8 protein-coding genes are annotated in these 12,722 nt (G+C 47.9%); 4 read left to right on the top strand and 4 right to left on the bottom strand.

Going from position 1 to position 12,722, the window contains the following annotated elements; translation table 11 throughout:
- Window positions 1–31: 31 nt before the first annotated feature.
- Both V1L52_RS03440 and flcA read right to left on the bottom strand, forming a co-directional pair.
- Window positions 32–658, bottom strand: coding sequence for a diacylglycerol/polyprenol kinase family protein (locus V1L52_RS03440; protein ID WP_428770907.1), 627 nt, complete (start codon window positions 656–658; stop codon window positions 32–34).
- A gap of 2 nt (window positions 659–660) precedes the next feature.
- Window positions 661–3,849, bottom strand: coding sequence for a periplasmic flagellar collar protein FlcA (gene flcA, locus V1L52_RS03435; protein WP_428770906.1), 3,189 nt, complete (start codon window positions 3,847–3,849; stop codon window positions 661–663).
- Window positions 3,850–4,109: 260 nt separating this feature from the next.
- On the opposite strand from flcA, the gene V1L52_RS03430 reads away from it, so the two are divergent.
- Window positions 4,110–4,835, top strand: a complete 726-nt coding sequence (locus V1L52_RS03430) for a glycogen-binding domain-containing protein (RefSeq protein ID WP_428770905.1) — start codon at window positions 4,110–4,112, stop codon at window positions 4,833–4,835.
- Between the two features lie 184 nt (window positions 4,836–5,019).
- Here V1L52_RS03430 and V1L52_RS03425 read toward each other — a convergent pair whose 3' ends face one another.
- Both V1L52_RS03425 and V1L52_RS03420 read right to left on the bottom strand, forming a co-directional pair.
- Entirely contained in the window at window positions 5,020–8,136 is a 3,117-nt protein-coding gene (locus tag V1L52_RS03425) for a FlgD immunoglobulin-like domain containing protein (RefSeq protein ID WP_428770904.1), read from the bottom strand.
- Window positions 8,136–9,194: a hypothetical protein gene (locus V1L52_RS03420; RefSeq protein WP_428770903.1), complete on the bottom strand. Its 1,059-nt coding sequence runs from the start codon at window positions 9,192–9,194 to the stop codon at window positions 8,136–8,138. Before V1L52_RS03420 ends, V1L52_RS03425 begins: the two co-directional genes overlap by 1 nt.
- Window positions 9,195–9,303: 109 nt before the next feature.
- Here V1L52_RS03420 and rsxC point away from each other — a divergent pair, with 109 nt between their 5' ends.
- The 3 genes from rsxC to V1L52_RS03405 are packed head-to-tail and all read left to right on the top strand — an operon-like array spanning window position 9,304 to window position 12,712.
- Window positions 9,304–10,656: an electron transport complex subunit RsxC gene (gene rsxC, locus V1L52_RS03415; RefSeq protein ID WP_428770902.1), complete on the top strand. Its 1,353-nt coding sequence runs from the start codon at window positions 9,304–9,306 to the stop codon at window positions 10,654–10,656.
- The gene (locus V1L52_RS03410) at window positions 10,656–11,642 is read left to right on the top strand and encodes an RnfABCDGE type electron transport complex subunit D (protein WP_428770901.1); all 987 of its coding nucleotides are present in this window, start codon (window positions 10,656–10,658) and stop codon (window positions 11,640–11,642) included. Before rsxC ends, V1L52_RS03410 begins: the two co-directional genes overlap by 1 nt.
- A complete protein-coding gene (locus V1L52_RS03405; RefSeq protein WP_428770900.1) occupies window positions 11,639–12,712 on the top strand; it encodes an FMN-binding protein in 1,074 nt (357 codons plus the stop codon). The genes V1L52_RS03410 and V1L52_RS03405 overlap by 4 nt, the downstream gene beginning before the upstream one ends.
- Window positions 12,713–12,722: the final 10 nt, after the last annotated feature.

Genomic DNA, 12,722 nt, shown 5'->3' with positions numbered 1-12,722 from the left:
CTTGAAAAGCCGAGCCGCTTTCCGGCACCCCTTATATTCCGAAGCAAAACGAGGCAGCGAATGCCAATATAAAGGGGATTAATAAATTATCTATATCTTTTAAAGGAATCAATTCGATTACGGTTCCCGCTATGGCAATCATAAGGGAGGCAAAACTGTTTCCGCTTACGGCCCAGGACGATATAAAGATGGCGGTAAAGCAGGTAAGGCTTCCCATAACGGTTTTGCCGGCCGAACAGGGAAGAATAATCATACCGAAAAGTTTGCCGGAAAGACTTGCCAAGCCGTCGCCGAAAGCAAGGGCATAAATACCTATAGCAGCTGCAGGAAGTTCAAAAAAAAACGCGGTACACAATATTCCCAGCGCCAGGGTTACCGGCCCGAGCACAAAGCGGTCTCCGTCACGGGCACGGGCCGCCGTCTCCGTTATTTTGGAAACCACAAAAACCGAGTGTCCCTTTATCCGCAGCCACTCGGCTATGCAGTATAAAATCAAAACCGCACATAAGGTCCACAAAACCGCGGCCTTTGACCATAAAAGCAAAGAAGGGATGAGGGCCGAACAGAGATGAATCGATTTTCTGAATATCTCTTTACGTATATCGTTTATATATTTACGGGCAATAACATCGGCTTTACCGTCTTTCAGTCCATACATGTTTACTCCAATGCATACTGCTTTAAGCCGCTTTCGCCGTATAAAACCGAAGGAATAGCCGCATAAATCGCCGGTTCAAACATACGCCGCGGATAGGTTATATATTTGACATTTTGTGCCGCCAGGTTACTGCCCTCAAGGCGTACCATTGTTTTTTGATTGCGCGTAAGGGCGTCCCATGCACGGGCAGATTCGGAAAAATACAATACGGCTTGAGCCTGCAAAGCCGTATTACCCGTCTGCACGGCAAGGCGGGAAAGGGTTACGCCCAAATTATTGGAAGCCTTTAAATATAAATCGACAAGACTGTAGTGGTCTTCACGAACCTGCGGAAACACAACTCCGAACCGTTTTTTGTCGGCATCCAAAATATTTATAAGGCGCTCATAATAACTGCGGGCCGCCGATTCATCTCCCCGGTTTGAAAGAACGTTTCCCAAGGCAAGCAGTAAGTTGCGGTTTAAAGGGTCTTCCGATGCTGTTTTAATAAACGAGCCCAAGGCTTCGGCATAATTTCCGTCGGTATATTGCACAAAGCCTATACGGTAACGTATTGACGGCGTATCATACCCGTTTGCAACGGCAAGTTTATAGTTGCGGAACGCGTTTTGAATATCACCGGAAATAAAATAATCGATATCCGCCATATCGCTGTATAAGATACCGACATTTTTATTTCCCTGTAAGCCTATGGTTTCTTTTTTTTGCTCGAATAAGGCGATACCGGCCGAAAATTCCTGCTCGGCAAGCAAATACTCGTTTGTCGCCGTATACTGTTCACCCAAAAGACGGTAGGTATCTATATACTTTAAAGTACGTCCGTGGCTTTGCTTTTTTGCGGCCGCGAACATCGTCAACGCATTGGTTAAAGCGGTTTTAGCTTCTTCGGAGTTACCCGTTCGCACAAAGTAACGGCTTAAGTTATAGTGCCCTTCGGGGATGGCAGGATCCGCCTTTATACCCTTCTCCAAAATTCGTTTTACATTATCGATATAGCCGCGCAAATATTCATCGGCCGGCGGAAGATAACCGTATTGTTTTTCCAAAAGATAACCGCCCAGCTCGATTAAATCGGAAGCGGGAAGCGTTACTTTTTTACTCGATGTAAAATAGCCTTTTAAAGGAAGCACTTCACGTAAATTATCGGTACGAATAAAATAGCGCAGCATACGTCCCAAGTAAATATCGCTTGCGCCGTAAAGGCTTATAAGGGTTGAATACTGTAAACGGGCTTCTTCGATTTTTTCCGCTTTTTCAATCTCATCGCGAACGACAGAAGCCCACTCAAGATATATATCGCCCAAAAGGAGCATTGCATCCTTATCGTTTATATGATGATCCAAAATAAGTCTTCGAACGATTTCGGCCGCACGCTTATAATTCGCCAAATCTTCAAATTCCATTGAAGCGTATTCCAATCCGGCCTTTTTATCGAATTTAAAGCGTTTTATAAGCTGTTCATACATAACGGCCGCACGCCCGTACTGCCGTTTTTCACGGTATGCCCTTGCATATTTAAAAAACCAATGCTTTTTTACCTTATACGTAAGCGCCTCGTTAAATTTCGTTTCCGCTTGAGCATAGAGGTCGCGCTCAATAAGGTTATAACCGGTTTTATACAAAGACTCGGCTTTTAAGGGACGATAGACAAAGGTATATCCGAAATAAGATAAAATATAGATAAAAATACCCAAAATAACGGCGGCAATCGCACCCGGAATAATGCGGTTTTTAAGCTGATATTCCAAAGATTTTTTATACAGCTCGTACTGCTCTGCCGTCCGCCTCTCGTAGTTCAAGGGTACGCTGATTACCGTATCGAGCATCTTGCCTAAATGAGCGGCCAGCTGCCGTGCCGGAACTTTTTTTATAACCTTGAACATTACTTCCATCACCGCCGCATCGGTAAATTCGTTTTTTACGATTAATTGCTGTATTGCGATGCGCAGGTTGAGCGGATAAGAATGTAAGTTTTCCCTAAAGAGTTTATATTCTTTGTCGTTAAGATAGGTTCTGTCAAAATCTTCTTCGGCCTCGGTACCCTTTTTTCTGGGAGCGCCGTAAGCCCCCGGAGCCGTAGAAGCGGTAACCGTATCGGAAAATCCGGGAATCTCAAAACTGTCAAGATTGGTACTCTCCGGATCGAATTCGGGAATATCCGGAAAGTCTTCGGGAGCATCGGCATCCGCTAAATCATCAGTGAATGAATCTTCGGCATCGGATTCTTCGCTTGCAAGGGCTTGAGAAAAGGCATCGTCCAAATCGAAGTCTTTTGCCGCATCTTGCATATCCTGCGGAAGCATAGCGGGAGTTTGCGAAAAACCTTCATTTAACTCATCCGATAAATCGGCGTTCAAATTGAATTCTTCCGAATGATTCGGAAAATCCGCCGATCCCGACGCAAAGCCGTCATCGGACTCCTCGGGCGGCGTTAAATCAAAGGATAAATCATCACCTACGGCCGAATCGGCTTGGATGCCGTCATCGGCGCTAAGGCTTTGAGAAGGTGCGGCAAAAGCGTCGTCAAAACTTTCAAAATCGTCAAGGGCCGATGAAAGAGAAATCTCTTCTTCTTTTTCCTCTCCTTCGCCCGGCGCATCAAAGCCGCCGTCGTCCGATTCCGACAAAGCATCAAAGCCGGAAAAAGTTTCACCGCCGGCCGTATCCGGGGAAATTTCGGAAGCTTTCGACTCGTTTTGCTCCATTTGAGCTAAAAGGCCGTCCAAGCCGGAAGAATCGAAAGAATCAAGGGCATTTTCGCCGACAGGCGAAGAGGGCATATCAAAATCAGCTGCCGTCTCTTCGTTTACTTCCGGAGCAGGAGTATCTTTCGGAGCAAGGGGTTTGGTACCGCTTAAAAAAGCGGCTATATCGGGGTCAAGGTCATCGAGAGACGGAATGGGAGTTTCATCGGGGAGAGTGCTGTCTGCCGGCGTATCCTGTACCGCGGTTTCCGCTGCATCGGGAGCGGCCGTTTGTTCTCCCGCCTCGGAAGCCTCATCGCCGGGTTCTTGCGGTTCTTCTTTTACGGGAAGACCGAATTCGAAATCGAGGGAGTCGTCGGCAGCCGGGACATTTTCGGGCATTGCAAAGGTCGGAAGGGTTGTTCCGCTTTTTTTGCGTAATTCAAGCTCTTCGCCTACAGGGGTAATATCTTTATCGAATTGTTTCAGCTGATCTATTCCCGGCATTGTTCTCTAATTTTACCCCACAACAGTTAATAATAACAAGTAGCGGAAGAAGCTTATCGACGATTTTCCTCCCGCTCAATAATACAGTTTTTAGCTTATATATATCATCGGCTTTTTTTGTACGGGCTTTATTTTCTTTTTAAAGCAAGTACGGAAAAGGCCGCCTGTCTTTATTTTTACCATATTATTACCCGATAAAGCAATACAAAACTTGTTTTATTAAACCTTTACCAATCGATTACCGATATTTAAAAAGTCAAATGAAACGCTTTTTTATTATGCTTTTTGTTATATCGCTTTCCCGGGTTTATGCGCTTGATTACGATATGTTTGCGGATAACCAAACCATGCAGGATGCCCTGATTGCAAACATAAAAAGAGTTCAAGCACCGGTATTGGTAGGCGATTACATATTATTCACCGCTTCGGGTGCTGCCCGGCATACGGGCATCGTCTTCGATTTTGAAAATTACCGGCACATTCACTCTTTCAGGCGTTTGATACGTCAAGATTCCGATGAAGATGAAAAAGCAAAGGATACGGGCATTTTGTTTTATATAATGAAGATTCCCCAAGATATACGTCTTATTAAATACCGATTGGTTATAGACGGTTTGTGGACAGCAGACCCGGCAAATCCTGAAAGCGAATTTTCGGAAGTCCTAAACTTACAGGTATCGAAATTCTTTATAGACAGACCGATTGAAGCACACAGTGCGGTAACAAACGGAGCTACCGTTTGTTTTGTGTATGAAGGAGAAAGCGGACAAAAAATTCGGGTCGGCGGAACTTTTACAAACTGGGATTCTTTTATTTACGAACTGCAGGAAGTGCGTCCCGGCTTTTACCGTCTTGAAATTCCCCTGCCCAAGGGCGAACATTACTATTCCTACTACAAGGGGATGAGCGCCTTTGCCGACGATACAAACCCCGAACGCGTATATACTTCCGACGGCCGCATGGCCTCGGTTATCCGCGTAAGATAAGTCCCGCAGAAAAAACCGCAGAGCAATCAATCACCGCAGGCACACGAAGAACGCAAAGAAATCAAAACGTATAGAAAGTCCCCCCATTTCTTACGCCCTCTGCGCCCTTCGCGGTTTTATGCCCTCCGCAGCGAATGCCCTTTGCGGTTATATCAATCGAAGCAAAAGGCACTCAAGCAAAAGACTATTTATTCAATATAAACTCGACACGGCGGTTTTTCCACCAGTTATCCCTGTCCGAATGTGCGGCAACAGGCATACGTCCGCCTCGGCCGACCGTAGTCAAGCGCGAAGAAGCGATCCCGTATGAAACGAGAATGTCTTTAACCGTTGCGGCGCGCTGTTCCGAAAGCGGCACCAGAGGAATGTTTCCGTTTTCCGTCGATGTTTCTTCTTTTTCAGTTCCGCTGATATTGTTTGCATGACCTTCAATCGTTACATTGTAATCGCGGAATTTTTCAAGGATTTGGGCAATACGCTTTAATACGCGGTAGTTGTTGTCTATAATCCTTTGGTCCAAGCCGCGCTTGGGATCCTTATCCTTTCCTGCAAAGTCGGCATTGTCGCTGCGGAATATAATCGAAGGCACCTGCATTTTAAGCACATCGCCCATACGGATAACGAGAACGTCAACCGAAATAATGCCTTCAACGGTTGATGTCATACCCAAACTGTCGGTAACGGTAAATTTGTACGGATAATCCACCGCCGACTGAACCAGTTCGCCGCCGTTACCGCGGCCGTCCCAAATAATGCGCTCGGTTATCGAAGATTTACCCGATGTTTTCCAAAAATTTTTACCGTTATTCGGATCATTGATTTCAAAGCTCCAGCCGGTAAAGGGTACCGCGCTCGTTCCCTTCAAAGCGATAAACAAGTCATCGTCAACACCGTCATTATCGGGGCTGAAATATTCGGGTGTTGTGCGCACGGTCAATCGGGGCGGCGTTACCGAGCAAAGGAAGGGGGCCGTCGATGCGCTGAGACTGTCGCCCTTGGCATAATCCACCGACAAAACCGCACTCATAGTACCTTCGGCAATACGGCCGTCAACGCCCGTACCGTCCCACTGTATAAGGGCGGGAAGCGCTTCATCGGCTTTACCGTCACGCCGGTATACCGGGGTACCGGAATCGGCATTTTTAACGGTAAACGACCATTTTTCGATTCCCTCATTCAATGTTGTGCGTAAATTGAATTGCTGATTATCCGCAAAACCGTCACCGTTCGGACTGAAGCCGTCACGCTCGGCGGTTACAAAAAGCTTTACACTGCGGTTGTCGACCCGTATATCATTTATGGAAGCGATTCCCTTGTTGCCGGCCTCATCCGTGCTTGAAAGAGTGAGCGTATAAGAACCGTCGGCAACCGTATTTCCCGCCTCGTCTTTTCCGTCCCACGAAAATGCAAGCGCTTGCCCCGTCCAGCTGAACGAGCGGACTTCATTTTTTGCCTTGTCCGTGATAAGGGCAGTCCACAACTTTTCGCTGCTTGTTTCGACCGACACATCGACGCTGTCTTTAAGACCGTCACCGTTCGGACTGAACAAGGTATAGGGGGCGGATACCGCTGCACTCGGATATACCGTATCCAATTCAAAAGGCTTTGTCGTAAACACGGCTTCGCTTCCGTTTTTGGATAAGGTATACAAAGAAGCCGTATACATACCGTCGGCACAGGCTTTTCCGTCATCGCCGATACCGTTCCAGTTTATCGAACCGGGCAAATTTCTTTTTTCGCTGAAGGTTTTAACCGCTCTGCCCGATGAATCGAGAATTTTCAATTCATAGGAGGCAATACCGGCCGCCGTTTTAACGCGCGGAGTAAAGCTTATGGTATCCATAACTTTATCGCCGTTCGGACTGAACGCTTCCGAGCCGACAGCCAAAATAACTTCGGTAGTTCCCGTATTCAACTCAAAGGCGGGTGTTTGAGAGCGACCGGTATTACCGGCAAGGTCGGTTGTAAAAAGGCTGTAGGTGTAAAAGCCGTCGATTATACGGCCGTCGGAGGCGGTACCGTCCCAGACAACCGAAGAAGCCGGCGTTTCACCGAAGCTCCAGCTTTTAACGGTTTTACCGGTTTCATCGGCTACAACTGCGCTCCATCCTTTTTCTTTTGAACCTTCCTGAGAAAAGGTTAAGGTATCCAATCTGCCGTCGCCGTCCGGGCTGAAAATAAGGCCTTCGGCACGAACAGATGCTGAAGGCGGCGTATTGTCTACGGTAATATTACGGGCAATCTGTGATTCCTGTCCGTTATTAAAGGCGGCCGAAAATACAAGCTGATAATCCCCGTCGGGCAAAACCGAACCGGCATCGCTTTTACCGTCGAATTCCACGGAAGAAGGAGGAACCGCTTTTCCCGAAAAAGTACGCAGGTTTGTGCCGCTTTTATCCCTTACGCCGACCGTCCAGTTCAGTAAACCCGATGAATTGGGCATCGAAAGCGTAAGCACAACGCTGTCTTTTACTCCGTCGCCGTTGGGCGAAAAGGGACTTCCGGCAACCGTCATATTTACGGACCGGGGAACGGCATCGTAAATAATATTGGTTACCTGTGCGGGAGCCGAAACGTTCCCTGCCCTGTCGGCGGCAAAAATGCGGTAGGTATATACACCCTCGCCTACCGCAATACCTTCGTTGTTTTTTCCGTCCCATATACAGGTTTCAGGCGCCGTATTTTTCCATGAAAAATTTCTTACGACCTTTCCGGTATTATCGACGATTTCGGCCTGCCATAAATCTTCGGCGGAACCGCTTTGTTTGATTGCAATTTCGGGTTTATTACCCGCACCGAAGGTTTTTACCGATTCGGAAGGCTGGACCAATTCTATTTCAGGCTCCGTATTATCCACTATCACCGTATACAAGGGTGTTTTATTCAGATTGCCGTTATAGTCGGAAGCCGTTACATAATAAAAATAGGTACCGTCGGCTGCGGTTTGTCCGGAGTCGGTAATACCGTTCCATATTACGGCAGGCGGAATCAAAATTCCTTCTTTCGGTTTAAAAAGCTGTTTAAAAAAAGTTTTAAAGGTGAGCTTTTCGGGTCTGACTTCTTTGTTGCCTATCGTGCGTACCGTCGTTCCCGTATCGTCGGTAACGATAAAAGCCCACTCGCTGACATAACTTTTGTCGCTTATTTTCAGCGGAACAACCAATTCATCCTGAACACCGTCGTTGTTCGGAGAAATATAGACGACTTTATTTTCCGCGGCAAAGGCGGAACCTGCAGTGTACAACATAAAAAATATAAAGGTGCCGATAAACGTTTTAACGGCTTTGTCGGTTTTATTCATCATTCCCCCCACAAGATAATTTCGGGAGCGGCGGTATCTTTTAAGCCTAAGTACAGGGCTGCCCCTCCGGAAACGGCATGGATATTTTTCTTCAGCGGCCTATATGCACCCGATACAATCATTTCGCTTTGCTGCCAGCCTCTTTTGCTTAAAATCGATTCGTCTTTGCTTGTAAAGCCGAATTTAATACTCAAGGAAACGGACGGATACCATGAAGCGGTTTTTGCCATCGCTTCACGCAGATTGAACTGCCAGCCGGCCGAAAGACAAGCGGTATCGGCAATTAAAAATTGCAATCCGGTATCGAATACGAGGTTTTGGAAAAACGGAAACGAAATATCCATCGAAAAACCGCCTGAAAAATGCTTTAACTCAAACAGGGTTCCCGAAAATCCGGCACGCGGGGTAAAAATCGACGGAAAAGAAGTGATTTTATGAGGCAGTCCGTCTATCCCGATTGTTTCGGGCTTGTAATTTTTTCCCATACCGGTCAGTGCGGCTCCGATACGCGGCTTTTTTATAAAGGGAAGCCACGTGATTTTTTCCGGCAAATATACAAAGCCCAAATCCGCCGCCAAAGCCCAGTCGGATCCGAAACCCCCGTACAAACCGATACCTGCGTACAGCCAATCGGTTATATCTTTTGCATAAGCGGCTCTGACGGTAAACGAGTTTTGCAAAAGCATATCGTTAAAGGGAACAAACACCCCCTGCAATGCACCCGTAAAAACCCCGTAACGGCTCGGAATAATCGTACCGATATTTCCGGCTTGACCGTAACTTTTCGTTCGATGCGGCGCTATGAGAGCCGTATAGGCCGCATCTATGACGGCCCTTTCTTCCGCGGCAGGCAGGGCGGGATTTACCGATACATGGCCGGGATGTATATGAGACAAGGCGCCGCCTGCTGCCGCCGACTCGGCGGAAAGCATAAACGGAGAGGTAAACGAATACAAAGATTCTCCGAGCGGCGGCGGATTATAAGCGAAGACGGCCGCAGCGGATATACACAGTAAAACCGCAGCTATCTTCAAAGCTTTATTTTTTTTCAGATTCATAACAAATGCCTCCTGACATTACTTACAATATAGTATAATTGCGTTTTTTTTCCAATCCCCGCCCCGGCGGGAATTGACCGAAACCTTATTAGATAATACAATAGCGGTTATGAATACGCACACTTTTAAAGGCGGAGTTCATCCGCCGGAGTACAAGGAGCCGACTGAGGATTCCCCGCTTCAGCCGGCCTTTCCTTCAACCAAAACCGTCAGCATTCCCGTAACCCAGGGAGGTGCCCCGAATCAGCCCGTCGTAGCTGTCGGAGACACCGTGGTCCGCGGACAAAAGATTGCAGCGTCGGACGCTTATATGTCGGTACCGGTTCATTCTTCGGTTTCCGGCACGGTCAAAAAGATTGAAAACCGTTTAACGGCGGGCAATTATGACTGCCCCTGTATCGTTATCGCCTGTAACGATTCCGATGCAACGGATTTTATGCCCCCCCTTGATCCTTTTTCATGTACGAAGGACGAAGCTCTAAAGCGCGTACGCGATGCGGGCATTGTGGGTATGGGGGGAGCCGCTTTTCCGACCCACGTTAAACTGAATCCGCCTGCCGGAAAAATCATAGACTGCGTGTTAATCAATGCGGCCGAATGCGAACCCTATCTTACGGTAGACTTCCGCACCATGCTCGAAAGCCCCGAAAAGGTTATCGACGGAACCGCCATCATTATGCATATTACACAGGCTCAAAGCGGCATTATCGTATTGGAAGACAATAAAGCTTCGGTTATTCCCCAACTTACCGAAGCGATAGAAAAAGCCGGTTACGGCGAAAAAATCGGCATATCGTTGTGTAAAACAAAGTATCCTCAAGGCGGTGAAAAAAGCATTATCACTGCGGCCGTAGGACGCGAAATTCCTGCAGGGGGCCTCCCCTGCGATATAGGCTGTATTATCCATAACGTAGGAACGGCAAAGGCTATTTCCGAGGCTTTCCGCGAAGGGAAACCCCTTATCGACCGTACGGTAACCGTTTCAGGCGGTGCATGCGCTACCCCGAAAAACCTCGTTGTTCCGGTCGGTACCCTTGCAGGAGACCTCATCCCCGAACAGATAGAATTAAAAGAAGGTGTAAAAAAGATTACGGTCGGAGGTCCGATGATGGGCTTTGCGATGCAAAGTGCGGACTTCCCCATTCAAAAAAACACAAACGGCGTGTTATTTCTCACCGATAAAGAAACCTCTTTATATGAAGAAGGCCCCTGTATTAACTGCGGACGCTGCGTCAAAGTATGTCCCTGCCGCCTTGTCCCCGTGATGATGTCAAAATCGCTGCAGGCGTCGGATTTGCACAATGCGGTACGCTACGGTCTTCCCGATTGTACCGAATGCGGAAGCTGTGCGTGGATTTGCCCCGCGCACATAAAGCTTGTACAGCGTTTCCGTGCCGGTAAACAGCTGCTGCGGGCGGAAAAAGCAAAACAGGCGGCAAAAAGCACACAGGGAGGTAATTAATGGCGGCAGCTTTGGACAAAAACGAAATATACATTTCGCCGAACCCGCATTTCAGTTCGGCAATCAATACAACCCGCATTATGCTTGCGGTTATTATCGCCCTTTTACCCTTGGCGGTATACGGCGTTATACTTTTCGGTATTCCGGCACTGATTACCGTTGCGGTTTCGGTGGTCTCCTGCGTTGTCTTTGAAATTTTAATACAACTCGCGTTTAAGCGCCCTATCCGCATAAAAGACGGTTCGGCAATCGTTACCGGACTTCTTTTTGCATTAACCCTTCCGCCGGAAATGCCGGTTTGGATGGTTATTTTGGGTGCTTTTTTTGCAATTGTCGTTGCAAAAGAATTTTTCGGCGGTATCGGCTCGAACGTATTCAATCCCGCCCTGGTCGGACGCGCCTTTTTGTTTACCAGCTTTCCGGCGGCTATGGGGTCAAACTGGATAGACCCGGCAACCGATGCGGTAAGTTCGGCGACAATTCTTTCGGATATGAAAGAAGGATTCGCTTATTTTTCCGCAGAAGATTATGTACCCTATTTTACCGGAAACAGCGCAGGCTGTATCGGAGAAACATCGGCAGCCCTTATTTTGCTCGCCGCCGTCTTTTTGCTTGTAACAAAGATTATAGACTGGAGAGCGCCCCTGGCGATGATTATCTGTACCGCGGTACCTTCATTTTTGGCGGGAACGGATATTATCGCTTCGGTTTTAACCGGCGGTTTATTGTTCGGCGCCGTTTTTATGGCAACCGATTATACGACAGTCCCCGTAACGTCTTACGGCCGCTTTGTATTCGGAGCGCTCTGCGGTTTAATAACCTTTTTAATCCGGCAGTTCGGCGGCTACCCCGAAGGCGTTATGTTCAGTATTCTTATTATGAATGCGTTAACGCCCTTTTTAACCAAACTTACGGAGCGCAAATACGGCCACCCCAAGCTTTTCGCCGCTAAAAAAAATAAGACCGGCAAAGGAGAAGCGAAATGAAGCAAATTATAAAATTGGGCTTTGTACTGGCAGCCTATGCATCGGTAGCCTGCGTTTCTCTGGCACTGGTATATAACCTTACCGCTCCGGCAATTGAAGCGGCAAAACAGGCAAAGGCAAGCGCGGGTATGAAAATCGTTTTTGAAGATGCCGACACCTTCAGCCCCGCTTCCGATTTTGAAAAAGACCCTGCAAGCGCCGTAAACATAAACGCCGTACATACCGCCCAAAAAGACGGAAAAGTTATCGGAGCGGTTATCGAAGCTGCGGGAGCCACCTACGACAAGGCGGTTATGCTTGTCGGATTGGATTTAAACCGGACGATAACCGGTATTCAGTTTTTAAGTCTTACGGACACGCCCGGCTTCGGTCAGAGGGCGGCGGAACCGGAATTTACCGATCAATTTAAAGGACTGGCCGCCCAAAACACCCTCGCGGCGGGGACCGATTTTGACGGTTTAAGCGGTGCAACGATTACCACCAAGGGAGTTGCTAATATTATAAACTATGCCGTTTGGGCTGCAGGCGATTATCTTGCAAAAAACCACGGCGGACAGGCAGGAACCGGTGGTGCTCCCGTTGTGGAAGCGGCCCCCTCGGTATTCGACTTCGACACCGCCTTTGAGGAACTCTTCCCCGTTGAAGAAGGAGCGGAAAAACCCGTATATACGGAAGTGCCCGAAGTCGCAGAAACACAGGCGGGAAGCATGACCGTAAACAAGGTATGGACGGTTTCCGCAGGCGGAAAAATTATCGGAGCCATGGCATCGGTAAGCGGCCCGAGTTTCCATGATGCGCAGGCAAGCGTTCTTACCGCGGTAAATACCGAGCGCACGATTATCGGCTGCCGCATTACCGAATTGAACGACACGCCGAATATCGGCATGCGGGCCTTGGAAAAAGATTTTTATGAACAATTTACCGGTAAAAGTGCGGACGAAGCCTTTGCCGTCAACGAAGGGATAGACGCTTTAAGCGGCGCTACAATAACCTCCGCTGCAATCACCGATATGGTCAAAGCGGGCGCCGCGCAAGCCGTTGCGGCTTTAAGCGCACAGGGCGGAAATTAAGGGAGAACGG

It is taken from the genome of Treponema sp. HNW (genome assembly GCF_050320395.1).
GTDB lineage: Bacteria > Spirochaetota > Spirochaetia > Treponematales > Treponemataceae > Treponema_C.
This window is presented reverse-complemented; position numbering and strand designations above follow the sequence as displayed.

Excerpts from the sequence above, each read along its gene's own strand:
- V1L52_RS03420 (WP_428770903.1), bottom strand. The coding sequence starts at position 9,194 with ATGAATCTGAAAAAAAATAAAGCTTTGAAGATAGCTGCGGTTTTACTG.
- flcA (WP_428770906.1), bottom strand. The coding sequence starts at position 3,849 with ATGCCGGGAATAGATCAGCTGAAACAATTCGATAAAGATATTACCCCT.
- rsxC (WP_428770902.1), top strand. The coding sequence starts at position 9,304 with ATGAATACGCACACTTTTAAAGGCGGAGTTCATCCGCCGGAGTACAAG.
- V1L52_RS03410 (WP_428770901.1), top strand. The coding sequence starts at position 10,656 with ATGGCGGCAGCTTTGGACAAAAACGAAATATACATTTCGCCGAACCCG.
- V1L52_RS03430 (WP_428770905.1), top strand. The coding sequence starts at position 4,110 with ATGAAACGCTTTTTTATTATGCTTTTTGTTATATCGCTTTCCCGGGTT.
- V1L52_RS03405 (WP_428770900.1), top strand. The coding sequence starts at position 11,639 with ATGAAGCAAATTATAAAATTGGGCTTTGTACTGGCAGCCTATGCATCG.
- V1L52_RS03440 (WP_428770907.1), bottom strand. The coding sequence starts at position 658 with ATGTATGGACTGAAAGACGGTAAAGCCGATGTTATTGCCCGTAAATAT.
- V1L52_RS03425 (WP_428770904.1), bottom strand. The coding sequence starts at position 8,136 with ATGAATAAAACCGACAAAGCCGTTAAAACGTTTATCGGCACCTTTATA.